The sequence below is a fragment of the Pelomonas nitida genome (assembly GCF_043555975.1).
Classification (GTDB): domain Bacteria; phylum Pseudomonadota; class Gammaproteobacteria; order Burkholderiales; family Burkholderiaceae_C; genus Pelomonas; species Pelomonas nitida.
This window is the reverse complement of sequence record NZ_JBIGIA010000002.1, coordinates 100,983-127,321: the sequence shown is the minus strand read 5'-3', so window position 1 is coordinate 127,321 and position 26,339 is coordinate 100,983. Positions and strand designations below refer to the sequence as shown.

Genomic DNA, 26,339 nt, shown 5'->3' with positions numbered 1-26,339 from the left:
CGCGCAGGCGTGTAGGCACCCGGCAAGCGCTTGCAACGCGGAGTGCGGCTGGCCAAAGCCTCACGACGGCATCGCCCGGCAGGCGCTGCAATCCCTTGCACAAGCCTGGCTTCAGCGTGCTTTTTGACTGGTTTTCCCTCCGATGGGCGTGGAGGGCCACCGCTATTATCAAAACGCCCTCCATTGACGCCAGTGATCCGTCCCGCCTGGTTTGCCAGCATGAGGTACGAGCCGCCATCGACGCATGCGTGAAGCCATCCTGCTGTTCCTGCGAGCCAATCGCCGTCATCTGCTTGATCTGGCACTCGCGAGCCTGCTGGTCAATGCCTTCGTGCTGACCCTGCCGCTGTTCTCGATGCTCGTCTACGACAAGGCGGTCGGCAACGAGCTGCACGAGACGCTGTGGGCCCTGTCCATCGGCATGATGCTGCTGTTCGCGCTGGAGCTGGTGCTGCGCCTGTCGCGCGTGCTGCTCGTGGAGCATGCGGGCGCGCGCTGGGACATGCATCTGGACGAGCGCCTGCTGCGCGGCGTGCTGGCCGCGCCGGCCTCGCGGCCGCTGCCCGTGGGCACGCTGCTGGCGCGCTACCGCGAGCTGGGCGCCACGCGCGACGTGCTCTCCGCACAGTTCCTGCTGCCGCTCGCCGACGTGCCGTTCGCCGTGCTGTTCGCGCTGGTGCTGGCCGTCATCGCCGGGCCGCTGGTGCTCATTCCGCTGGGCACGGGCCTGCTGCTGCTGGCGGCTGGCGCGGTGCTGCAGGCGGCTGCCGCACGCCGCTCGCAGGTGGCCAGCAAGGCCACGGCGACCAAGCTGTCGTGGCTGGTCGACGTGTTGACGGCGCGCGAAAGCGTCATGTCCGCCGCCGGCGCGCGCGTGGCCGAGCGCGGGCTGCGCGAACCCTCGGCCATCGCGGCGCGTGCGTCGTCGCGGGCGCGGGTGTGGCAGCAGGTCAGCCAGCAGCTGCTGCCCGTGGGCATGTCGGCATGCACGGTGCTGACGCTGCTCGCAGGCGTCTACCGCATCGAGGCGCAGGCGCTCAGCGTGGGCGGGCTGATTTCGACAACCATGCTGGGCGGCCGGCTGGTCAGCGCCATCTGCCTGTTCGCGCCGGTGGTGCTGCGCTGGCAGGAGTTCATGCGGGCCCTGCGCGACATGACCCAGACGGTGGCGCTGGACGCCGCCGCGCTGCCCGAGGGCGAGACCACCAGCCAGACTGCGCCCTTGGGTGCGGCGGCCGGGGAGGGCGTGCGGCTCAGCGGCGTGGGCTTCGCCTATCCCGACAAGCCGCCGGTGCTCGCGGATCTGAGCGTCACGCTGCAGGCGGGCGAGATGGTGGCCGTCGTCGGCAGTTCCGGCGCCGGCAAGTCGACGCTGTTGAAGCTGCTGGCCGGGCATGTCGCACCCAGCTCGGGCCAGTTCGCGCTGGGCGGTCGCGTCGTCTGTGACGATCTCACGCGCCGCTGGCTGGCCGGTGCCGTGGCCTACAAGCCGCAGGAGCCGGGCTTCCTGGCCGGGCGGCTGCAGGACGTCGTCGCCCCCGGTGAGGGCGATGCCCGCGAGGCGGCGCTGCTGCAGGCCTTGCGCGTGGCCGGTCTCGGGCCGCAGCTGGACCGTGGCGAGCTGGGGCTGAACACCGAGCTGGGCCCCAACGGCGCGGGCTTGTCCGGCGGCCAGCGGCAGATGCTGGCGCTGGCGCGCGTGCTGCACCAGACAGCCGACCTGATGCTGCTGGACGAACCCACGCTCGGCCTGGACCGGCAGGCGCAAGAGGGCTTTCTGGCCGCGCTGCCGGGCTGGAAACAAGGGCGCTGCGTGGTTGTCGCCACACACAGCGCCGAGCTGATCCAGATCTGTGACCGCGTGCTCGTGCTGGAGCGCGGCCGCCTCGTGGCCGATGCGCCGCCGCAGCGCCTGCTGGCGCCCGGCGCGGTCACGCCGCGCACGCCCGTGCCGCGCACGACGTCCGCCTGAAGGGATGCGACACATGGTTTTCTCACCGCGTAGCCCGGCTGCTGGCCGCTCGCTCGCCGCCAGCGGGCTGATCGCGGCCGGTCTGGCACTGTTGGGCCTGGCGCCCACGATGGCCCAGGCCCAAGCAGAGGCGCCTGCTGCTGCCGCCTCGGCGCCGGGCTCGCCCGCGCTCGTGGACATGGCCAAGCCGCGCGTCGCCAGTCTGCAGCCGCTGCTGGGTGTGCCGGCCGTGCTGCCGCTGAGTGGCAACGGGCCGCCGCTGTCGCTGGGAGACGCCTTGCAGCTGGCCTGGCAGAACAGCCCCGAGGTGGCCGCCGCGCGCTTTCGCTCGCTGAGTTTTGACTACACGCGCAAGGCCGCGCGTGGCGCGCTGCTGCCGCGGCTGGAGACGCGCTTCTCGGTGGGCCGGGGGCATTTCGAGACGCCCGACAGCCAGGTCAATCTGGGGCGGGGCGACCATTCCGCCGTGCTCAGCCAGGCCTTGGTCGACGAGGCGGCGCGCAGCGAATGGACACGCCAGGACCTGCTGGCCGCGTCGGCCGAGGTACAGGAGGCCGGCGTCGAATCGCAGACGCTGCTGGACACCGGCTCGGCCTGGTTCGCCGTGCTGCAGCAGCGCGTGGGCGTGGAGCTGGCGCAGGACTACGAGAAGGCGCTCAACGAGTTGCTGCGCTACATCGGGGACCGCGTCGCTGCGGGCGGCGCCAGCCCGGCCGAGCGCGAGCGCATCGCCGCGCGGGTTGCCAACGTGCGCTCCGGGCTGGCGGACTCGCGCGCGGCGCTGGCGGCGGCGTTGCGCAACTTCCAGCGCCTGTCGTCCGTCGCGCCGTTCGGCCTGTCGCTGGATGCACCGCTGGACCTGTATTTGCCGGCCAACGCCGAAGCCGCGATGACCGAGGCCGACGCCGGCAATGCCGACATCCTGTCCGCCCGGCTAGAACAGCAGGCGGCCGAGTTCGAGCGCCGCGGCAATCGCGCCGCCTTCCTGCCGCGCGTGGCGCTGGAGCTCACGCACTCGCAGACGCGCAATTCCTCGGGCACCGAATCCAACCAGCGCGACAGCAAGGCCATGCTGGTGGTGACGCTGCCGCTGGCCAACGGCGGCGCCGACTACGCGCGCATGCGGGCCGCCGAGGCGCGCCGCAACGAGCTGGAAGCGCGGGCCGAAGGCACGCGGCGGCGCGTCGTGCAGGACCTGGAGACCAGCTATGCCAACCTGGCCGCTGCGACCGAGCGTTTCTCGTCGGTGCGCGACGAGCTGGAGGCCAACCGCAAGGTAGTCGACGCGTTCCGCACGCAGCTGAGCGGCGGCAACCGCCAGCTGCTGGATGTGCTGGACGCTTACCAGCGCCTGCACCAGAGCCGCCTGGACATCGTGCAGGTCATCGTCAGCGCCGCGCAGAACGAGTGGCGCATCGCCCACCTGACCGGCGCGCTGCGCCAGGTCGTTGCGAGGTGAATGTGAGCCTCTCGCCCAAGCTCGCCTCGCTGGACGCGGGCAAGCGTCGTCGGTCCCCCGAGGGGACGGCGATGCTCGCTGCATCGAGCGGCGAGCACATCGCCAGCCGGGCTGGCTTGGGACGGCCCGGCGCTCGGGCCGAAGACTCTTTCAGCCGCGAATGCGGCATGGACAACTGACATGGCAGGCGGCGGCGGCAAGGGCGGCGGCGATTACTGGCCGGGCTTCGTGGACGCGTTGACCAACGTGGTCATCGCGATGGTGTTCGTCATCGTCGTGCTGGCGATCGCCTTGAGCTTCTCCGCGCAGATGCTGGCCAAGCGCATGGCCGCCAAGATCGCCGAGCAGCAGGCGGAGCTGGGCCGGGCCCGCGCGGCCGTGATCGCGCCGGCGGCCCAGAAGGAGCAGCCGCCGGGCGGCGCGCCGGTCATCGACACCCCGACGGCCCAGCGCACCCGCATCCCCGTGGCCGGCAACGAGGCCGCGTTGGCGGCGAGCGCGGCCGCGGCCAAGCTCAAGCCGGCGGAGCACTACCTGCAGCTGGACTTTGCGCCGGGCGCGCTGACCGTCGACGCGACAGCGGCTAAGGCGCTGGGCGAAGCGCTCGCGCCGCTGAAGCAGCGCCTGGCCGAGTCGCCGACGCTGCGGCTGGAAGTCGTCGCCCTCGGGCCCGAAATCCATCTCAGCGAGAACCAGCGCGCCGCCTTTATCCGCGCGATGGCAGTGCGCAACGAGCTGCTGGGGCAGGGCATCGCGGGCGAGCGCATCGTCACCCGCATCGACATGAACGCCAGTGCGACGGCGCCCGCTGTCGCCGTGCGGCTGGGAGACAAGCCATGACGACCGCGCCCAGCCCGGTGCAAAGCGCCAGTGCCAGTGCCGTGCCGGTGGACCTGCTGCTGTCCTACTTCGACAACACGCTGGGCCAGACCCGCCGCCTGCGCCGGCCCCGCGCGCTGATCTACAGCGTGGCGGGCCTGTGCGCCGCGTTGCTGGTCTGGACCGCGCTGGCCAACGTGGATCTCGTCGTGCACACGCAGGGGCGCATCGTGCCCTCGGGCAAGCAGCAGCTGGTGCAGCACCTGGAGGGCGGCATCCTGTCCAAGGTGTTCGTGCGCGAGGGCGACGCCGTGAGCGCCGGCCAGGCGCTGGTGGCGGTGTCGGACCTGCAGGCCAGCTCATCCCGCGCCGAGAAGGGGGCGCGGCTCTCGGGCATGGCCGCGCGCGTGGCCCGGCTGGAGGCCGAGGCCAGCGGGGCGTCTCGCTTCGTGCCGCCCGCTGGCGCGCCGGCTGCGGACCCGGCGGTGCGCGCGGAGGCCGAGTCCTTCGCGGCGCGCGCGGCCAAGCTCGCACAGACCACGCGGGTGCTGGAGGAGCAGGCCACGCAGCGCCGCCAGGAGGCGGCCGAAGCAGCGGCACGCGGCAAGGGCTTGCGCGCGGAGCTGGACGTCGCCCGCTCGCAGCTGGCGCTGGTGCAGAACATGGTGGCGCGCAATGCCGGCTCGCAAAGCGAGCTGCTGGATGCACGCGGCCGTGTGGAGCGCCTGACGACGCAGATCGCCGAGAGCGAGGCATCGCTGCCGCGCATCGCCGCCGCCGCTGCCGAGCTGGCCGCGCGCCAGGCCGAGACGGCCGCGCAGTTCCGCAGCGAGGCCCGCACCGCGCTGAGCGATGCGCGCGTCGAGCTGCGCCGGCTGGAAGAAGACATCAAGACCGAAAACGACCGCGTGCGCCGCACCGTGCTGACGGCGCCGGTGGCCGGGGTCGTCAACAAGCTCGCCAGCAACACCGTGGGCGGCGTCGTCAAGCCCGGCGAGACGCTGCTGGAGCTGACACCGCTGGACGACGCCATCGTCGTCGAGACCCGCGCGTCGCCCGCCGAACGCGGCACGCTGCGCGTCGGGCTGCCCACGCGCGTCAAGGTGGCGGCGTTCGACTACACCAGCTACGGCACGCTGGAAGCCCGGGTCAGCGAGATCAGCGCCGACAGCCTCGTCGACGAGCGCGGCGAGCGCTACTTCCGCGTCGTCGCGACGGTGGACCCGGCCAGCGCCCGCCGCTTCGGCCAGCCGCTGGGGCCCGGCATGAGCGTCAGCGCCGATGTCGTCACCGGCCGCCGCACCGTCCTGCAATACCTGCTGTCACCCATCCGCGGGCTGGCCGACGGCGCACTCCGGGACCGCAAATGAAGCCGCACCTTGCGCAGTGCCGGGCCTTGCACCGAGCGCTCTCAACCGAACCGAGATCAGCGTCATGAGCGATATCGCCACCGCCCCCGTGCACGAGCCGCTGCCCCATCGTGCCTCGCACTCGCTGCACGAGCACGGCATGGGCAAGCGGCACATCCTGTTCGTCGCGCTGCCGCTGCTGGCCATGCTGGGCGGCGCGGCGTCGATGTGGCATTTCGTGTCGTTCGCGATCATGTCCAACCCCCTGCTCAACGGCATCATCATTGCCGTGCTGTGCTGGGGCATGTGGACCATGGTGGGCCATCTGATCGAGATGTTCGGCGAAGACCGCGTGTTCCGCGCCGGCATGCGCTGGCTGCGCGAGGGCGATGCCAGCGGCGAGCAGCACCCGCGGCTAGGCCCGCGCGCCTTCGTCACCGGCATGCTCGACCGCCTGCAGAAGCTCGGCCTGGGCCACCAGGTCTACATCCACAGCTCCGCGATGGAGCCCGAGATCGAGGCGTTGGAGCAATACCTGAACAAGCGCCAGGAGCTGAGCCAGTTCCTCGTCGGGCTGATGGTGGGCCTGGGGCTGCTGGGCACCTTCGTCGGCCTGCTGGAGACGCTGGTCGAGACCTCCGGCCTGATCGCCACCATCGCCAAGAGCGCGGGCGGCGGCGCCGACATGGAGGGCGAATTCGCCAAGATCGTCGGCGGGCTGCAAAAGCCGCTGTCGGCGATGGGCACGGCTTTCTCGGCGTCGATGTTCGGCCTGGTGGGCTCCATCGTGCTGGGCTTCCAGATGGTGGCCGTGCGCAAGGCGGCGGGCGACCTCGTCGACTCGGTGCGCGGCCAGGTGCTGTCGCTGGCCGAGAAGAGCAGCGTCAACGAGAACGTCGAGATTTCCGAGCGCTTCCTGGCCACCTTGCTGGCCGACATCCTGGAGCAGCACCGCGCGTCGTCGGCCGGTCTGGCCGATGTCGTCGCGCGGCTGGACCAGCTGGTGCCGCAGGTGGCGCAGATGGCGGGTGCGGCAGCCCAGCTCAGCGTGCGCCTGGCCAGCCAGGAGGCCGTGCTGGAGCGCACGACCGCCACCGTTGGCGGCGTGGGCGACGTGGTGCCGGCGATGTCCCGCCTGGCGCATGCCGCCGAAGGCATGCTGCAGGAGAGCGGGGCGTCGAACGAGAAGGTGGCGCGCATGCTGGACTTCCTGCCGGCGCAGGAGGCGCTGGTCGGCGACGTGCGGCTGGCGCTGAACCGCGTGGAGAAGCTGGAGCGCGAGATCACGACGCTGACCGCCGCCAACCGGGACCTCAAGGATGAGGTGCTGCAGCAGGCCGCGCTGGTCAAGCGCATGGACTCCACGTTGTGGAACCTCGAGAAAGACCAGCTGCGCGACGCGCTGTCCGACGACAAGGGGCCGCTCGCATGAGCACGCCGGCGTCGATCATGGACGGCGTGCGCGCGGCGGCCGGTGGCCAGCTGCAGCTGCCCTCGGTGCCGCGCGTGGTGCGCCGGCTCATCAGCCAGCTGCGCGACCCGGCGGCCTCCGTCGTCGACCTGGTGGACGAGCTGGAGCAGGAGCCCCAGCTCGCGGCGCGCACGCTGCGCATCGCCAACTCGCCCTACTACTGCGGCCGGCGCAGCCTGGCCAGCCTGCAAGACGCCGTGGCCATCATCGGCACGAACACGCTGAGAACCCTGGTCATCAGCGGCGGGCTGGAGGCCGTGTTCGTCGCGGTGCCGGGCGTGAACCTGCGGCAGTTCTGGCTGGACGCCACGATCACCGCCAAGGCCGCGCGCAGCCTGACACGCCTGGCCGGCGGCGACGCCGAGGCGGCCTTCCTCGCCGGCCTGCTGCACAACGTCGGCCATCTCATCCTCTGCCAGGCCTTCGCCGACACGCTGCCGGCCGTGCTGGCGGGGGCCCGGTCGGCGCGCGGCAAGGAGCTCGCCGCCGTCGAGCGCGAGGCCTGCGGGCTGGACCACGCCCAGGTCAGCGCCGCCTGGCTGGACGAGCTGGGCTTTCCGTCGGTCATCGTCGATGCGGTGGCCCATCACCTCGACAGCGACATCGCCCCCGGCACACTGGCCCCGGTGCTGGCGCTGGCCACGCAGGTGGCGGCGTCCATCGAGGCCGGCGACAACGCGCAGCGCGCGCTGCACAAGCTCGACGTGAGCCTGGTCACGGCGGCCTCGCTGGTGGCGGAGAAGCTCGACGAGCGCTTCGGGCCGCAATACGAGCAATTGGCCGCAGGGGGTGAAGCGTGAACATGGGCAGCGCCACGCGGCGAGCCGCCGGGGTGGTGGTGGCCGGCTTCGTGCTGGCCGCGCTGGCCACGCTGTGGCTGCTGCACGGGCTGTTGACGCCGCGCCAGTTCGGCTGGGTGCTGGTGCTGCACGGCGTGGCGCTGCTGGGCACGCTGGGCGGGCTGGCGCTCGTGCTGCGCTGGTGGCGGCGCGGCGGTGAGCCGCTGATGGCCCAGCTCGACGCCGCCGGCCTGGGCCGCATCGCCGAGCGCCCGCAGGCCGGCCCGGTGGAATGGGCGCCGATGACACGCGTCATCAACGTGGCATTGACCCGCATCAAGGCGCAGCTGGACGACCGCGACCACCGGCTGGGCGAGCTGCATGCCGAGATCTCGGTGGACCCGGTGACCGGCCTGGCGGCGCGCGCGCAGTTCATGGACCGCCTGGCCGTCGTGCTGCACGACCCGGACGAGACGGCCGTGGGCGGCGTCGTGCTGCTGCGCGTGGACGACCTCGCCGGCCTCAACCAGCGCGCCGGGCGCGAGCGGGCCGACGAACTCCTCAAGCAGGTGGCGACACTGCTGCGCACGCGGGCCTTGCGGCTGGATGCCAGCGGCGGCATGGTGGCGCGGCTCAACGGCGCGGACTTCGCCGTGCTCGTGCCGCGCGTGCAGGCCGATGCGCTCGACACCTGGACGCGTGAGCTGGCGGAGGCGCTGCACGGCCTCAAGCAGCGCGAGCTGACCGACCGGCCCCGCGTGGGCTGGCTGGCGGCCAGCGTTGTCAGCAGTGGCGAGACCATCGGCGCCGTCATGTCGCGCGTCGACCGCGGGCTGCAGGCCGGCGAGGGCGGCGACACGGCCTGGCAGATGGTGCGCGCCACGCGCTCGGGCCCGACCGTCTCGCTGGCGCAGTGGCGCAGCCTCATCGACGAGGCGCTGCTGACCGGCCGTGTCGAGCTCGACCTGGCGCCCGTCAAGGCGCTCGATGGCACGGTCACGCAGCAGCTCGCGCAGGTGCGGCTGGAAAACGCCGACGGCCGCCGCTTCGGCGCCGACGAGGTGTTGCCCGCCGCGCTGCGCACGGCCCGCATCGCCGACATCGACCTGCGCGTGGCCGAGCTCGCGCTGGCCCGCATCGCCGGCCATGCCGAGACGTTCGAGAAACTGGCCATCCGGGTGTCGCCCCGCTCGGCCGAGCGGCCCACCTTCGTCGGCCGGCTCGACGAGGCGCTGACGGCGGTCGGCACGCTGGCGCAGCGCTTGTCGGTGGAGTTCGACATCGAAGGCGAGCGCCACGTCGTGGCCGTGCTCGGGCCGTTGACGGCCATGCTGCAGCGGCATGGTGTGCGCATCGGCATCCGCCGCATCGTCTCGCCGCCTGAAGACCTGGCGCTGCTGCGCCGCCTGGGCGTGGGCTATCTGCGCCTCGGGCCCTCGCTGAGCACCGGCCTGGCCGGCGACGGCAGCGCCGGCAAGCGCCGGCTGCTGCAACTGATGGCCGAGCTGGGCGCGTCCGAACAGCTGCGTGTGCTGGCCGATGAGGCCGCCACCAGCGCCGACGCGCAGTTGCTGCGCAGCGTGGGCATTCCCTGTGCGGACGCCAGGGCCGAAGAAGAAGTACGGAGCACCTGATGGACAACGCTGCGGGCAAAGTCGTCATCCACGCCCCTTCCGGGGACGCCGCCATCAAGCTGGCGCTGTCGCGCGCCAGCGTCGCCAAGGTGCAGGTCGCCGGCGTGGACCTGGTGCTGATGATGGCCGACGGCACGCAGCATGTGCTGCAAGGGGCCGCGCTGCGTGCGCTGGCAGAGCCCGACTTCAAGCTGCAGTTCCAGGACGGCGCCACCGAGGCCGCCACGCTGATCACGCAGGCCGGGCCGGTCAACATCACCGACACGCTGCTGCGCACCATCGAGAAGAACACCACCGTCGACGATGCGCCCGCGCCGACGGCGCGCGAAAGCGTCAGCGAGCTGCCGCCACCGCCCAAGCCGGCAGAAAGCGGCCTCACCGCCGGCAGCGGCGGCGGGGAAGGCGTGGCCAAGGCCGAGTACCACGACGAGGCGCGGCCTTTCTCGGTGGTCATCCAGGTCGCGCCGCGGCCCTCGTCGTCGGGCGGCGGCACGCCGCCACCGCCGCCGGCCGCCATCACGCTGAACGTGGCCGGGCAGATGCACAACGTGACCGGCCAGGACGTCGCGACGTCGGCCACCGGCGCCACCATCACCGGCTCGGGTGGCTCGGCCGAGTCCGCGACGGACTTCTCGGCCGCCGCGCAGGCCGCTTCCGAGGTCATCCATGGCACGTCGGGCGATGACGCCATCAGCGGCGACGGCGGCCAGGGCATGGGCTCGGGCTGGGCGCGCCAGTTCGACATCTCGCTGTCGTCCAAGCTCACGCCGCTGGTCAAGTCGGTCGTCATCAGCGGCCTGCCAGACGGCTTCGAGGTCGTCGGCGCCACCAAGGGGGCCAATGGCTGGGAACTCGCGGTCGCCACCGACGGCTCGTCGACACGGCTGAGCGTCATGATCCGCTACGCCGTGGCGTCCGACAGCGCCGGTGCGGGTGGCACGACGTTCGACCTCGTCGTCACGGCCACGGCCCAGGTCGGCCGCGCCATGCTCGAGGGCAAGCTCACGCTGCCGGCCATCGTCCGCGACGTCACGAGCGCGGCCGACATGAGCTATGAGTCGGGCGGCAAGGCCGGTGTCGTGTTCCCGGCCTATGGCCTGGGCGACCTCATCGACGGCGGCGCCGGCAACGACACCATCCTGGGCCTCGTCGGCGCCGACCGCCTGTATGGCAACGCCGGCAACGACAAGCTCGACGGCGGCGCCGCCAGCGACTGGCTGGTGGGCGGCGAAGGGGCGGACCAGCTCATCGGCGGCACCGGCAGCGACACGGGCAGCTACGAGGGCTCGGGGGCCGGCGTGGACGTGGACCTCGCCGCGCACACGGCCAGCGGTGGCGACGCTGATGGCGACACGCTGGACGGCATCGAGAACCTCAGCGGCAGCGGCGGGGCCGACACGCTTCGCGGCGACGACGGCGCCAACCGGCTGGACGGCGGCGCCGGCAACGACGTGCTCGAAGGCCGTGCCGGCGCCGATACGCTGGTCGGCGGCGCGGGCCTCGACACGGCCGTCTACAGCGGCTCGTCGGCGGGCGTGACCCTCGACCTCGCGGCGGGCACCGGCAAGGGCGGCGAGGCCGACGGCGACACGCTGACGCAGATCGAGAACGTCGTTGGCTCCGAGCACGACGACACGCTGCGTGGCGACGCGCTGGCCAATGTGCTGCAGGGCGGCGCGGGCGACGACCTGCTGGAAGGACGGGCCGGCGCGGACGCCCTGCAAGGCGGCGCCGGCAACGACACCGCCAGCTATGCCAGTTCGGCGGCGGGCGTGAATGTCAGCCTCGGCACCGGCCAGGGCAGCGGCGGCGACGCCACCGGCGACCGGCTGCAGGACATCGAGAACCTGACCGGTTCGGCCCAGGCCGACCTGCTGATCGGCGACGCCAACGACAACCGGCTCGACGGCGGTGCGGGTGACGACGAGCTCGAAGGCGGCGGCGGGGCCGATGCACTGACGGGTGGCGACGGCAACGACACGGCCACCTACATCGACGCGCAGACCGGCGTCGTCGTCAGCCTGGCCAATGCGGCCTTGAACACCGGCGAGGCCAAGGGCGACACGTTCTCCGGCATCGAGAACCTGGCCGGTTCGGAGCTGGACGACACCTTGATCGGCGACGGCTTCGACAACGTGCTGACCGGCAACCCCGGCAACGACGCGCTGCAGGGCGGCGCGGGCGACGACACGCTGTTCGGTGGCGCGGGCGCCGACCAGCTCGACGGCGGCGACGGCAACGACACGGCCAGCTACGCCGACTCCAACGAAGGCGTGAAGGTGGACCTGAGCGGTGCCACCGCCAGCACCGGCGGCGACGCGGCCGGCGACACGCTGGCGAACGTCGAGAACCTGACCGGCTCGCGCTTCTCGGATCGCCTCGCGGGCGACGCCAATGCCAACGTGCTGGACGGCGGGCGCGGCAACGATGTGCTCATCGGCGGTGCCGGCGCCGACACGTTGATCGGCAGTGACGGCTCCGACACGGCCGACTACAGCACCGCCACCGTGGCGTTGCAGATCAACCTGAGCACGGGCGTCGTCACCGGCGGCGACGCGACGGGCGACAGCTTCCAGTCCATCGAGAACCTGACCGGCGGCAGCGGCGACGACCAGCTCACCGGTGAGGCCAGCGCCAACACGCTCATCGGCAACGCCGGCAACGACACGCTGGCCGGCATGGCCGGCAACGACCGGCTGGACGGCGGTGATGGTGACGACCTGCTGGACGGCGGCTCCGGCGGCGACCAGCTGACCGGCGGCGCCGGCACCGACACGGCCACCTACGCGGCGTCGGGCACGGGCGTGACCGTCAACCTGGCCACCGGCGTCGGCAAGGGCGGCGACGCCGAGGGCGACCAGCTGGCCGGCATCGAGAACCTCATCGGCTCTGAAAAGGGCGACGCGCTCACCGGCACGGCGGGCGTCAACAAGCTCATCGGCGGCGCGGGGGACGACACGCTGGACGGCGGCGACGGCGCCGACGTGCTGGACGGTGGCGACGGCAGTGACACGGCCAGCTACGCCAGCGCCACGGCCGGCGTCAGCGCGAGCCTGCTGAACCCGGCGACGAACACCGGCGCGGCGGCGGGCGACAGCTACATCAGCATCGAGAACCTGGCCGGCTCCAACTACAACGACACGCTGGTCGGCGACGCCAACGCGAACACGATCAGTGGTGCCGACGGCGACGACTTCATCGAGGGCCGGGGCGGCGCCGACGTCATCCACGGTGGCCTTGGCAACGACACGCTGAGTTATGCCGCGTCCGCCGCCGCCGTGCAGGTGGACCTCGTCGCCGGCACCGGCAGCGGTGGCGACGCCCAGGGCAACACGCTGGATGGCATCGAGAACCTCATCGGCAGCAATTTCGCCGACTCGCTCAAGGGCGACGCCAACGACAACCGGCTGGACGGCGGCAACGGCGACGACCTGCTGGAAGGCGGCGCGGGCGCGGACCAGCTCATCGGCGGTGCCGGCAACGACATGGCCACCTACGCGGGCTCGGCCGCCGGCGTGAAGGCCAGCCTCGTCAATGCGGCCGGCAACGCGGGCGACGCGGCCGGCGACAGCTTCTCCGGCGTGGAGAACCTGACGGGCTCCGCCTTCGACGACACGCTGGAAGGCGATGCCGGCGTCAACCGGCTGGCGGGCGGTGCCGGCGACGACGTGCTGATCGGCGGCGCGGGGGCCGATGTGCTGGTGGGCGGCGCGGGCAGCGACACCGCCAGCTACGCGGGCGCCACCAGCGGCTTGACGGTGAGCCTGGCCGACACGGCGCTGAACACCGGCGACGCGGCCGGCGACAGCTTCGACGCCATCGAGAACCTGACCGGCTCCGGCTTCGACGACGTGCTGATCGGCACCAGCGCCGCCAACCGGCTGGACGGCGGCGCCGGCAACGACCTGCTGATCGGCGGTGCGGGGGCGGATGCGCTGATCGGCGGCGCGGGCATCGACACGGCCACCTATGCCGCGTCGGGTGCCGCCGTCACCGTCAACCTCGCCACCGGCCGCGGCAGTGGCGGCGATGCCCAGGGCGACACGCTCGCCGGCGTCGAGAACCTCATCGGCTCGGCCTTCGACGACGTGCTGACCGGTGCGGCCGGCGTCAACGTGCTGACCGGCGGCGCCGGCAACGACAGCTACACGGTCGACGACAGCGCCGACGTCATCGTCGAGGGGGCGGGCGAGGGCAGCGACAGCGTCAATGCGTCGGCCAGCTATGTGCTGAGCGCCAACGTCGAGAACCTCACGCTGACCGGCAATGCCGACATCGACGGCACGGGCAACGTGCTGGACAACGTGCTGACCGGCAACGCCGGCAACAACGTGCTGGACGGTGGGCTGGGCAGCGACAGCATGGCCGGCGGCGCGGGCAACGACAGCTATGTCGTCGAGTCCAGCGGCGACGTCGTCACCGAGAACTTCGGCGAGGGCACGGACACCGTGCGGTCGTCCATCAGCTATGCGCTGGGCGCCAACGTCGAGAACCTGACGCTCACGGGCAGCGCCAGCATCAGCGGCACGGGCAATGCGCTGGACAACGTCATCCTCGGCAACGCCGGCAGCAACCTGATCGACGGCGGCGCCGGTGCCGACACGCTGGCTGGCGGCGCCGGCGACGACACCTATGTCGTCGACAACCTCGGCGACACCGCGACGGAGGCAGCCGGCGAAGGCACGGACCTCGTGCGCAGCAGCGTCGGCTTCACGCTGGGCGCCAACCTCGAGAACCTGACGCTGCTGGGCACCGCCAACATCGATGGCACCGGCAATGCGTTGAACAACATCCTGCTGGGCAATGCCGGCAACAACCTGCTCGACGGGCGCGCCGGGGCCGACCAGATGGCCGGTGGCGCGGGCGACGACACCTACGTCGTCGACAACGCCGCCGACCAGACCACCGAACTGGCCAACGAAGGCACGGACAGCGTGCGCGCCTCCATCAGCTGGACGCTGGGCGACAACCTCGAGAACCTGCTGCTGACCGGCAGCGGCAACATCGACGCGACCGGTAACGCCGCCGACAACGTCATCACCGGCAACGCGGGCGCCAACCTCATCGACGGCAAGGCCGGCGCGGACACGATGGCCGGCGGCGCCGGGGACGACAGCTACGTCGTCGACAACAGCGGCGACACCGTGGCCGAAGACGCCAACGCCGGCTACGACACGGTGCGGAGCAGCGTGAGCTTCGTGCTGTCGGCCAACGTCGAGGAGTTGCAACTCACCGGCACGGCCAACATCAGCGGCACCGGCAACGAACTGGACAACCGCATCGTCGGCAACAGCGGCGCCAACCTCATCGACGGCGGTGCGGGCGCCGACGCCATGCTGGGCGGTGCGGGTGACGACACCTACCTCGTCGACGACGCGGGCGACACGGTGACCGAGGCAGCCGGCGGCGGCACCGACCTCGTGCGCAGCAGCGTCAGCTTCACGCTCGGGGCCAACATCGAGAACCTGGTGCTCACCGGCACCGCGCCCATCAGCGGCACCGGCAACGATCTCGACAACAGCCTCACCGGCAACAGCGGCAACAACCTGCTGGATGGCGGGCTCGGAGCCGACGGAATGGCCGGCGGCGCTGGCAACGACAGCTATGTGGTCGACAACGCGGCCGACGTGGTCACCGAGAACGCCGGCGAAGGCACGGACACGGTGCGGGCCGGTTTCAGCTACGCGCTGGGCGCCAACCTGGAAAACCTCGTGCTGACCGGCACCGGCGACTGGAGCGGCACCGGCAATGCGCTGGACAACGTCATCACCGGCAACAGCGGCAACAACGTTCTCGACGGCGGCCTGGGTGCCGACGCGATGGCCGGCGGGGCCGGCAACGACAGCTACCTCGTCGACAACACCGGCGACACGGTGACCGAAAGCGCGGGCGAGGGCATCGACCTGGTGCAGTCCAGCGTCAGCTTCCGGCTGGGCGACAACATCGAGCAGCTGAGCTTGACGGGCAGCGCCAACATCGACGGCACGGGCAACGCGCTGGCCAACGTCATCACCGGCAACAGCGGCAACAACGTGCTGGACGGCGGCGCGGGCGCCGATGTGCTGACCGGCGGCGCGGGTGACGACACCTACGTCGTCGACAACAGCGGCGACGGCGTCAGCGAGCAGGCGGGAGAGGGCACGGATCTGGTGAGGAGCAGCGTCTCCTGGACGCTGGGCGCGAACCTGGAGAACCTCACGCTGACCGGCGGCGCCGACATCGACGCGACCGGCAACGCGCTGGCCAACGTCATCACCGGCAACGGTGGCAACAACCTGCTGGACGGCCGGGCCGGCGCCGACCAGATGGCCGGCGGCGCGGGTGACGACACCTACGTCGTCGACAACGCCGGCGACACCGTCACCGAGAAAGCCGGTGAGGGCACGGACCTCGTGCGCTCGTCGCTGAGCCATGTGCTGGGCGCCAACGTCGAGAACCTGGTGCTCACCGGCTCGGGCGACAGCAACGCCACCGGCAACGAACTGGACAACCAGCTCACCGGCAACAGCGGCAACAACGTGCTGGATGGCAAGGCCGGCGCCGACCAGATGGCCGGCGGCGCGGGTGACGACACCTATGTCGTCGACAACGCCGGCGACACCGTCGCCGAGGCGGTTGCCGAGGGTGCCGACCAGGTGTTCGCGAGCGTGAGCTTGCGCCTCGGCGAAAACATCGAGGACCTGACGCTGACGGGCAGCGCCAACATCAACGCGACCGGCAACTCCGCCACCAACCGCCTGACGGGCAACGCCGGCAACAACACGCTGGATGGCGGCGCGAGCGCCGACCAGATGACCGGCGGCGCGGGCGACGACATCTACGTCGTCGACAACGCCGGTGACGTGGTCACCGAGAACGCTGGCGAGGGCACGGACACGATCCGTTCCTCCGTCACGCTGGTGCTGCCCGCCAACGTCGAGAACCTGACACTGACCGGCTCGGCCAACATCGACGCCACCGGCAACGCGCAGGACAACGTCATCAGCGGCAATGCCGGCAACAACACGCTGGACGGCGGCGCGGGTGCCGACACGATGGCCGGCGGCGCCGGCAGCGACATCTACGTCGTCGACAACGCCGGCGACACCGTCACCGAGGCCGCCGGCGAGGGCACGGACCTCGTGCGCAGCAGCGTCTCGTTCACGCTGGGCCCCAACATCGAGAACCTGCTGCTCACGGGCAGCGCCAACGTCGACGGCACCGGCAACGAGCTGGCCAACCAGATCACCGGCAATGCCGGCAACAACACGCTGGACGGTGGCGCCGGGGCCGACACGCTGGCTGGTGGCGCAGGAGACGACGTCTATGGTGTCGACGACCTCGGCGACACCGTCACCGAGTTCAGCGGCCAGGGCACGGACACCGTGCGCAGCAGCGTCAGCTTCGCGCTGGGCGCCAATGTCGAGCGCCTGTTGCTCACCGGCACCGGTGACATCAACGCCACCGGCAACGAACTCGACAACACCCTCACCGGCAACATCGCCAACAACACGCTGGACGGCGGCGCCGGGGCCGACACGCTGGCCGGCGGTGCCGGCAACGACACCTATGTCGTCGACAACGCGGGCGACACCGTCACCGAAAACGCCGGCGAAGGCACGGACACCGTGCGCAGCAGCGTCAGCTACGTACTCGGCGCCAACGTCGAGAACCTGGTGCTGACCGGTACGGGCAACCTCAGCGCCACCGGCAACGAGCTGGACAACACGCTCACCGGCAATGCCGGCGCCAACCTCATCGACGGCGGCACCGGCGCCGACCGCATGAGCGGCGGTGCGGGGGACGACACCTACCTCGTCGACAACCTCGGCGATGCCGTCACCGAAGCGGTGGGCGAGGGCACCGACCTCGTGCGCAGCAGCGTCAGCTTCACGCTGGGCGCCAACGTCGAGAACCTGATCCTGCTCGGTACGGCCGACATCGATGGCACGGGCAACGGCCAGGCCAACCAGCTCACCGGCAACAGCGGCAACAACGTGCTGGACGGCGGCGGCGGCGCCGACATCATGACCGGCGGCCTGGGCGACGACACCTACGGCGTCGACAACGCCGGTGACCAGGTCATCGAGGCCAGCGGCGAGGGCACGGACACCGTGCGCTCGGCCATCAGCTACACGCTCGGCGCCACGCTGGAGAACCTGGTGCTCACCGGCACGGGCAACATCAGCGGCACGGGCAATGCCGGCAACAACCAGATCACCGGCAACGCAGCGGCCAACGTCATCGACGGTGGCACCGGCGCCGACACCATGGCCGGCGGCGGCGGCGACGACACCTACAGCGTCGACAACAGCGGCGACGTCGTCGTGGAGGACTTTGCGGCCGGCACCGACACCGAGATCTCGTCCGTCAGCCGCGTGCTGGCGGCCAATGTCGAGAACCTCGTCCTCACCGGCACGGCCAACCTGAACGGTACCGGCAACGAGCTGGCCAACCAGATCACCGGCAACGCCGGCAACAACCTCATCGACGGCGGCGCGGGCGCCGACACCATGGCCGGCGGCGCGGGCGACGACAGCTACGTCGTCGACGACTCGGGCGACCAGGTCATCGAAAACGGCGGCGAAGGCGTCGACACCGTGCGCGCGGGGGCCAGCTTCGTGCTGGGCGCCAACATCGAGGACCTCGTGCTCACCGGCACGGCGAGCGTCGACGGCACCGGCAACGAGCTGGCCAACACCATCACCGGCAACAGCGGCGCCAACGTGCTGGACGGCGGCCTGGGCGCCGACCGCCTCATCGGCGGCACGGGCAACGACACCTACGTCGTCGACGACGCGGGCGATGTCGTCACCGAGAACGCCGGCGAAGGCACAGACACCGTGCGCTCCGCCATCAGCTACACGCTGGGCGCCAACCTCGAGAACCTGGTGCTGACGGGAGTGGACCGCATCGACGCCACCGGCAACGCCGTCGCCAACCAGATCACCGGCAACGGCAACAACAACGTCATCGACGGCGGCGCCGGCGCCGACACGATGAGCGGTGGCGCCGGCAGCGACACCTACCTTGTCGACAACGCCGGCGACGTCGTCATCGAAGCGGCCGGCGAGGGCGTGGACCTCGTGCGCAGCAGTGTCAGCTTCACGCTGGGCAACAACGTCGAGAACCTGATCCTCACCGGCACGAACGACCTGAACGGCAGCGGCAATGCGCTGGCCAATGTCATCACCGGCAACAGCGGCGCCAACGTGCTGGACGGCGGCGCCGGTGCCGACCAGCTCACCGGCGGCGCGGGCGACGACAGCTACGTCGTCGACAACGCCGCCGATGTCGTCACCGAGAACGCGGCCGAGGGCAACGACACGGTGCAGGCCTCGGTGAGCTGGACGCTGGGCGCCAACCTGGAGAACCTGCTGCTCACGGGCAGCAACAACATCAATGGCGCCGGCAACGACCTGGCCAACACGCTGACCGGCAACACCGGCAACAACGTGCTGGATGGCGGCCTGGGGGCTGACACGATGGTCGGTGGCTCGGGCAACGACACCTACGTCGTCGACAACGTCGGCGACGTCGTCACCGAGAACCCGGGCGAGGGCAGCGACACGGTGCAGGCGTCCATCAGCTATGCGCTCGGCAACGAGCTGGAGGACCTGACGCTGACCGGCTCGGCCAACCTCAACGGCAGCGGCAACGCGCTGGACAACGTCATCACCGGCAACAGCGGCGCCAACGTGCTGGACGGCGGTGCCGGCGCCGACCGGTTGGTGGGCGGTGCGGGCAATGACAGCTATGTCGTCGACAACGTGGGCGACACGGTCGTCGAGTCCGCCGGTGGCGGCACCGACACCGTCACGGCCACCGTCAGCCACACGCTGGCCGACAACGTCGAGAACCTCGTGCTCGGCGGCACGGCCGATCTCGACGGCACCGGCAACGACCTGAACAACCAGATCACCGGCAACGCCGGCGCCAACGTGCTAGACGGCGGCGCCGGCGACGACCGCCTCGTGGGCGGCGCCGGCGACGACACCTACGTGGTCGACAGCGCCGGTGACACGGTCACCGAGAACAGCGGTGAAGGCACGGACACCGTGCGCAGCTCGGTCAGCTGGGTGCTGGGTGCCAACCTGGAGAACCTGGTGCTGACGGGCGCCGACGCCATCGACGGCACCGGCAACGGACTGGTCAACCTCATCACCGGCAACGAAGGCAACAACGTGCTGGACGGCGGCGCGGGCGCCGACGAGCTCACCGGCGGCCTGGGCGACGACACCTACCTCATCGACAACGCGGGCGACCTCGTCGTGGAGTTCGCCGGCGAGGGCACCGACACCGTGCAGACCGGCGCCAGCTACACGCTGACGGCCAACGTCGAGACGCTGGTGCTGACCGGCAGCGCCGACATCAACGGCACCGGCAACGCCCTGGGCAACACGCTGCTGGGCAACAGCGGCGCCAACGTGCTGGACGGTGGCGCCGGCGCCGACGTGATGACCGGTGGCGCGGGCAACGACAGCTATGTCGTCGACAACGTCGGCGACCAGCTCTACGAACTGGCCGGTGGCGGCACCGACACCGTCAACGCCAGCGTGAGCTGGGTGCTGGCCGCCAACTTCGAGAACCTCACGCTGACGGGCAGCGCCAACGTCAACGCCACCGGCAACAGCGGCGCCAACGTGCTGGTCGGCAATGCCGGCAACAACCTCATCACCGGCGGCGGCGGTGCCGACACCATCAGCGCCGGCGGTGGCGCCGACACCATCGTCGTCAGCGACCTGGCCTTCGCGTCCATCAATGGCGGCAGCGGCATCGACAGCGTGAAGCTCGACGGCCTGGGCGTCACCAACGTCAACCAGCTGACCGCCAAGGTCACCGGCATCGAGGTGCTGGACTTCTTCGGCGGCACCGTCGAGACCGTCACCGTCACGGCGGGCAGCGTGAACACGAGCGGCTTCGTCGGCAGCGACGGCGGCGGCAAGCTGGAGGTGCTGCTGGACGGCAGCGACCAGCTGCTGCTCAACAGCGCCGACTACAACAACGTCACGACGATCAACGCCGCCCCCGACGTGCTGCTGTCCAACGGCAACACCGGCAAGCTGCTGACCGCCATCGCGGCCGGCGGTGTCAACCTCGCCATCGACGTGAACGGCCTGGTGCTGCCCAGCCTGTCGGACCTGCGCACGCTGTGGGGCATGAGTGCGGACCCGACCTTCGCCACCATCGGCGGAAAGATCACCTGGCTGGACGCCACCGACCTGGACGGCAACGGCACGTCTTCGGGCCTGGCCGAGGGCGGGCTGATCAACGGCAACGGCAACCTCGGCACCTGGGTCGACAAGAGCGGCAGCGGCAACAACTTCACGCAGGCCACCGCCAGCGCGTCGCCGCAGCTGCAGCTCGCGGGGCTCAACGGCATGGCCACCGTCAGCTTCGACGGCAGCGACTACCTCAACAGCAGCCTGTGGGTGGGGCAGAACTACTCGCTGTTCGTCGTCGGCCAGATGACCGGCACGCAGAACGGCCGGCTCGTGTCCTCGTCCACCGACAACTCGCTGGTCGGCTGGCATGGCGGCTACCAGGACCAGCTCTACGGCCAGAACTGGGTGTCGCAGACCAACGGCACGGTGCAGGCCAACACGCCGCTGCTCTACACCGCGAACGACCAGGTCGGCTCCGGCACGCTCTACAAGAACGGCGTGGCGCTGGCCGCCACCGGCAGCAGCACGACGGACCTGTGGCTGGGCAAGATCCAGCTGTCCGGCTACCAGGGCGCGAGCGAGCTGAGCAAGGGCTCGGTGTCGGAGCTGCTGGTGTTCGACCATGTGCTGTCGCCCGGCGAGCAGCGGGTCATCGAGAACTACCTCGCCGCCAAATGGGGTGTCGGCACCGCCATGGACCTGACGGGCGGCGCGCTCGGCACGGTGGCGCTGGACACCACCTGGACGGCCGCCAAGCTGAGCTTCGGCACCAGCGCCGGCGAAACCCTGACCGCCACCTACACGGCCGCCTCCGCGCGCGGCACGGGCAAGGTGGATGCGGTCGTCTTTGGCGGTGACGGCGACGACACGCTCAACGGCGCGGTGCGCGTCGACGCGCTGTTCGGCGGCACGGGCAACGACACGCTGGACGGCAAGGCCGGCGCCGACTGGATGGTCGGCGGCGCGGGTAACGACACCTACACCGTCGACGACATCGGCGACACGGTCGTCGAGGATGCCAACGCCGGCACCGACCGCGTGCTGTCGTCGGTCAGCTTCACGCTGAGCGCCAACATCGAGAACCTCACGCTGACCGGCACGGCCGCCATCAACGGCGCCGGCAACGCGCTGGCCAACAGCATCCTGGGCAACAGCGGCGTCAACCGCATCGACGGCGGCGCGGGCGCCGACACCATGACAGGTGGCGCGGGCAACGACGTCTACTTCGTCGACAACGCGGGCGACCTCATCGTCGAGAACGCCAGCGAGGGCACGGACGCCGTCTACGCCAGCGTCAGCTACACGCTGGCCACCAATGTCGAGAACATCTACTACGTCGGCCGCACGGCGGGCACCATCACCGGCAACGCGGCGGCCAATGCGCTGTACGCGAGCGTCTACGCCGGCATCACGACAACGATGGCTGGCGGCGCCGGGGACGACCTCTACTACCAGCAGGCCGACAGCCTCGGCAACTTCAACCTCAACCTCAACGTCGTGGAAGCGGCGGGCGCCGGCACCGACACGGTCTACCTGCAGCGCACGACGAACAACGCGACCGTGCTGACCTACACGCTGGCCGCGAACGTCGAGAACATCGACATTTCCTCGGCCTACAACATCAACGTCATCGGCAACGCGCTGGACAACGTCATCACCGGCCCCAACAACCTCGGCACGCCCAACGCGGTGACGCTGAGCGGCGGCGCCGGCAACGACACCTATGTCGTCACGCTGCCGTTCACGGCCATTGTGGAGAATGCCAGCGAAGGCACCGACCTGATCCTGGCCAACGTCGATTTCCGGCTGCCCACCAACGCCGAGAACCTGACGGCCAACAACCAGAACAACCTGAACCTGTTCGGCAACGGCCTGGCCAACACACTGACCGGCACCCAGGCCAACGAGCGCCTGGATGGCGGCGCCGGGGCCGACACGCTGACGGGTGCGGCCGGTGACGACAGCTATGTCGTCGACAACGCCGGTGACGTGATCACCGACACCACCGGCCTCGACAGCGTCGAGACCACGCTGGCCAGCTACACGCTGGGCGCCACGCTCGAACGCCTCAGCTTCACGGACACCGGCACCCACACCGGCACCGGCAACGCGCTCGCCAACCTGGTGGTCGGCAACACCGGCGCCGACACGCTGGCGGGCATGGACGGCAACGACACGCTGTACGGCGGTGGCGGTGCCGACAACCTCAGCGGCGGCAACGGCGACGACCTGCTGATGTCTGCCGCGCGGCCCAGCTACCTGTCCGGCCTGCAGCAGAGCGGCCTGCGCGCCGAGTACTGGAACAACCAGACCTGGCTGGGCGCGCCGGTGCTCACGCGCCAGGACGCCGACATCAACTTCACCTGGGGCAGCGGCTCGCCCGCCACCGGCGTGGTCGGTGTCGACAACTTCTCGGCGCGCTGGACGGGCTACCTGAACATCACCACCGCTGGCGTCTACACCTTCGCCATCAAGGCAGACGACGCCGCCTCGCTCTACATCGACGGCCAGTTGCTGGCCAACACCACCTACGCGGCCGGCCAGGTCACCGCGCTGCCGCTGACGCTCAGCGCCGGCCAGCACACGCTGCTGATGCAGTCCAACGAAGGCACCGGCGGCGCCTACACCCAGCTGCTCTGGACGACGCCCAGCGCCAGCACCCTGGTGGCCGTGCCGTCCTCGGTGTTCAGCTACGGCGATGCGGCCGTCAACGACACGGTCGGCGACACGCTCAATGGCGGCGCCGGCAACGACACGCTGACCGGTGGCGCGGGCGTGGATACCTTGATCGGCGGCACCGGCAACGACACCTACGTCGTCACCAACAGCGTCGACACGTTGACCGAGAACGCCGGCGAGGGCACCGACACCGTGCAGTCCAGCGCCGCGTACACGCTGGCCAGCCTGCCCAACATCGAGAACGTGACGCTGACCGGCAGCGCTGCCGTCAACGCGACCGGCAACGCGGTGGCCAATGTGCTGACGGGCAACAGCGCCGCCAACACGCTGGACGGCGGCGACGGCAACGACACGCTGATGGGCGGCGGTGGCGCCGACCAGCTGATCGGCGGGCTGGGCAACGACAACCTGACGGCCGACGGCGGCAGCACCCTGCAGGGCGGCGACGGCGACGACGTGCTCCGGCTGGGCAACGTCGCGGCCTGGACGCCGGCGCAGTTCGGCAGCAACCTCGCGCTCTGGCTGGACGCGGCCGACATCGACGGCGACGGCGTGCAGGAAGGCCGCAGCGAGACCGGGCTGACGGCGAGCGGGCGCGTCTACCTGTGGCGCGACAAGAGCGTCGGCGGCCACGACGCCACGACCGGCAACGGTGCCTACGAGCCGCAGCTGGTGCTGGACGGCATGAACAACCTGCCGACGGTGCGCCTCGACGGCCTGGACGACCGCCTGAGCCTGAGCCTGCCGACCATCGCCTCCGGCGGCAGCATCTACTGGGTGCAGCGCTCGGGCGACAGCTTCTACATGCCGATGGCCACCGGCGCCGCCGGCAACCCCTGGCTGCTCATCGCCGGCAACGGCGACAACAACACCGACGTGGTCGGCTCCGGCAACACCAACCTCAAGACGGCCTGGACGGTGGATGGCACGCTGCAGACCTGGACGACGCGGGCCAACGTCTACACGACGCTGACCGAGGCCACGCATGTGGTGTCCACCGTGAACCAGGCGCTGAACTTCAACGGCACGCTGACGATCGGCAACGCCTGGGGCAGCCAGTGGATGTCCAGCAGCGACTACAGCGAAGTCGTCGTCACCAGCCTGGCGCTCACGACGGCGGACCAGCAGACGCTGGACGGCTACCTGGCGTGGAAATGGGGGACCGTCGGCCAGCTGGCAGCGAGCAACCCCTACAAGACGGCGGCGCCGACCGTGTTCACGACGGCCAGCACGGGCGGCTCGCTGTTCGGCGGCAACGGCAACGACACGATGACCGGTGGCAACGGCGATGACCTGCTCGACGGCGGCGCCGGCAACGACGTGATGGCGGGCGGCGGCGGCAACGACAGCTATGTCGTCGACGCGGCGACCGACACCGTCACCGAGAACGCGGGCGAGGGCGCCGACGTGGTGCAGTCCAGCGTCACCTGGACGCTGGGCGTGAACCTCGAGAACCTGACGCTGACCGGCGCCGCCGCCATCAACGGTAGCGGCAATGCGCTGGACAACGTGCTCATCGGCAACAGCGCGGCCAACACGTTGACCGGCCTGGGCGGCAACGACACGCTGGACGGCGGCGCCGGTGCCGACACGCTGGTCGGCGGGCAGGGCAACGACAGCTATGTCGTCGACAACGCCGGCGACGTCGTCACGGAGAACGCCGCCGAGGGCACCGACGCGGTCGCGGCCTCGGTGAGCTACACGCTGGCCGTCAACGTCGAGAACCTGACGCTGACCGGCACCGCCAACCTCAATGGCACCGGCAATGCGCAGGACAACGTGCTCACCGGCAACAGCGGCGACAACGCGCTGGACGGTGCAGTGGGCGCCGACACGATGGCCGGCGGCGCCGGCAACGACAGCTACGTCGTCGACAACAGCGGCGATGTCGTCACCGAAGCGGCCAGCGCCGGCACGGACACGGTGCAGTCGTCCATCAGCTTCGCGCTGCCTGCTAACGTCGAGTACCTGGTGCTCACCGGCGCGGCCAACATCAACGCCACCGGCAATGGCCTGAACAACCAGCTGACGGGCAACAGCGGCGACAACGTGCTGGACGGCGGCGCCGGCGCCGACGCGATGGCCGGCGGCGCGGGCAACGACAGCTACATCGTCGACAACACCGGCGACACCATCGCTGAATCTGCCGGCGCGGGGACGGACATCGTGCAGTCCTCGGTCAGCTACACGCTGGCGGGGAACGTCGAGCACCTGGTGCTCACCGGCACGGCGAACATCGATGCCACCGGCAACGGCCTGGACAACCAGCTCACCGGCAACGCCGGCGACAACGCCCTCAACGGCGGCGCCGGGGCCGACACCATGACGGGCGGCGCGGGCAACGACAGCTATGTCGTCGACAACGCCGGCGACAGCGTCGTCGAGGCGGCGGGCGGTGGCACCGACACCGTCCAGTCGTCGGTGACGCACACGCTGTCGGCCAATGTCGAGAACCTGACGCTGACCGGCAACGCCGCGATCGACGGCACGGGCAATGGCGACGACAACCAGATCACCGGCAACACGGCCGCCAACACCTTGTCCGGCGGCGCCGGCAACGACACCCTCATCGGCGCCGGCGGCGCGGACATATTGCTGGGCGGCGACGGCAACGACACGCTGGTGGCCGCATCGCCGTCCGACCTCGCGGCGGCCGACGGCGGCACGGGCGTGGACCTGCTCAAGTTCACGACCAGCGGCGCGAACTTCGACATCGCGTCCTTGATCAGCGTGGCCAGCAACCTCGAGGCACTGGACGTGCGCAACGGCGGCGCGGGCAACATCAGCCTGTCATCGCTGGGCATCACCAGCATCACCGATGCCAGCCACGCGCTGACGCTCAAGCTCGACAGCGGCGACGTGCTCACCGTGGCGACCGACACGCAGCTGCAGCAGCTGTCGACCGGCACCGATGCCTACGGCAACGCACTGACGGATTACGCGGTGCTGCAGGACCAGTCCGGCACCTGGGTGCAGACGTCGACGCTGCACGTCGTCATGGGCGCGGGCGGGTGAAACCTCGTGGTGGCCACC

Annotated in this window: 8 protein-coding genes; all 8 read left to right on the top strand. The window is 70.8% G+C overall.

What is annotated here, in order from left to right; genetic code table 11:
* The first annotated feature begins 244 nt into the window (after nt 1-244).
* The 8 genes from ACG00X_RS03080 (at nt 245) to ACG00X_RS03045 (ending at nt 26,321) form a co-directional block, all read left to right on the top strand.
* Nucleotides 245-1,972, top strand: coding sequence for an ATP-binding cassette domain-containing protein (locus tag ACG00X_RS03080; protein ID WP_394486466.1), 1,728 nt, complete (start codon nt 245-247; stop codon nt 1,970-1,972).
* Nucleotides 1,973-1,985: 13 nt separating this feature from the next.
* A complete protein-coding gene (locus ACG00X_RS03075; RefSeq protein ID WP_394486465.1) occupies nt 1,986-3,431 on the top strand; it encodes a TolC family protein in 1,446 nt (481 codons plus the stop codon).
* Nucleotides 3,432-3,611: 180 nt separating this feature from the next.
* Nucleotides 3,612-4,271, top strand: a complete 660-nt coding sequence (locus ACG00X_RS03070; RefSeq protein WP_394486464.1) for an OmpA family protein — start codon at nt 3,612-3,614, stop codon at nt 4,269-4,271.
* Nucleotides 4,268-5,620, top strand: coding sequence for an HlyD family type I secretion periplasmic adaptor subunit (locus tag ACG00X_RS03065; RefSeq protein WP_394486462.1), 1,353 nt, complete (start codon nt 4,268-4,270; stop codon nt 5,618-5,620). Before ACG00X_RS03070 ends, ACG00X_RS03065 begins: the two co-directional genes overlap by 4 nt.
* Before the next feature lie 64 nt (nt 5,621-5,684).
* A complete protein-coding gene (locus tag ACG00X_RS03060) occupies nt 5,685-7,031 on the top strand; it encodes a hypothetical protein (protein WP_394486461.1) in 1,347 nt (448 codons plus the stop codon).
* Entirely contained in the window at nt 7,028-7,870 is an 843-nt protein-coding gene (locus ACG00X_RS03055) for an HDOD domain-containing protein (protein WP_394486460.1), read from the top strand. The genes ACG00X_RS03060 and ACG00X_RS03055 overlap by 4 nt, the downstream gene beginning before the upstream one ends.
* 2 nt (nt 7,871-7,872) lie before the next feature.
* Nucleotides 7,873-9,483 carry an EAL domain-containing protein gene (locus ACG00X_RS03050; RefSeq protein ID WP_394486459.1) on the top strand — a complete coding sequence of 537 codons (1,611 nt, stop codon included), beginning with the start codon at nt 7,873-7,875 and terminating at the stop codon, nt 9,481-9,483.
* Nucleotides 9,483-26,321 (top strand): beta strand repeat-containing protein, encoded by a 16,839-nt coding sequence (locus tag ACG00X_RS03045; RefSeq protein ID WP_394486458.1) that lies wholly within the window; start codon nt 9,483-9,485, stop codon nt 26,319-26,321. The genes ACG00X_RS03050 and ACG00X_RS03045 overlap by 1 nt, the downstream gene beginning before the upstream one ends.
* Nucleotides 26,322-26,339: the final 18 nt, after the last annotated feature.

Bases quoted from the DNA above. Each gene is read 5' to 3' on its own strand.
- ACG00X_RS03055 (WP_394486460.1), top strand. From the start codon at position 7,028: ATGAGCACGCCGGCGTCGATCATGGACGGCGTGCGCGCGGCGGCCGGT.
- ACG00X_RS03065 (WP_394486462.1), top strand. From the start codon at position 4,268: ATGACGACCGCGCCCAGCCCGGTGCAAAGCGCCAGTGCCAGTGCCGTG.
- ACG00X_RS03050 (WP_394486459.1), top strand. From the start codon at position 7,873: ATGGGCAGCGCCACGCGGCGAGCCGCCGGGGTGGTGGTGGCCGGCTTC.
- ACG00X_RS03060 (WP_394486461.1), top strand. From the start codon at position 5,685: ATGAGCGATATCGCCACCGCCCCCGTGCACGAGCCGCTGCCCCATCGT.
- ACG00X_RS03070 (WP_394486464.1), top strand. From the start codon at position 3,612: ATGGCAGGCGGCGGCGGCAAGGGCGGCGGCGATTACTGGCCGGGCTTC.
- ACG00X_RS03075 (WP_394486465.1), top strand. From the start codon at position 1,986: ATGGTTTTCTCACCGCGTAGCCCGGCTGCTGGCCGCTCGCTCGCCGCC.
- ACG00X_RS03045 (WP_394486458.1), top strand. From the start codon at position 9,483: ATGGACAACGCTGCGGGCAAAGTCGTCATCCACGCCCCTTCCGGGGAC.
- ACG00X_RS03080 (WP_394486466.1), top strand. From the start codon at position 245: ATGCGTGAAGCCATCCTGCTGTTCCTGCGAGCCAATCGCCGTCATCTG.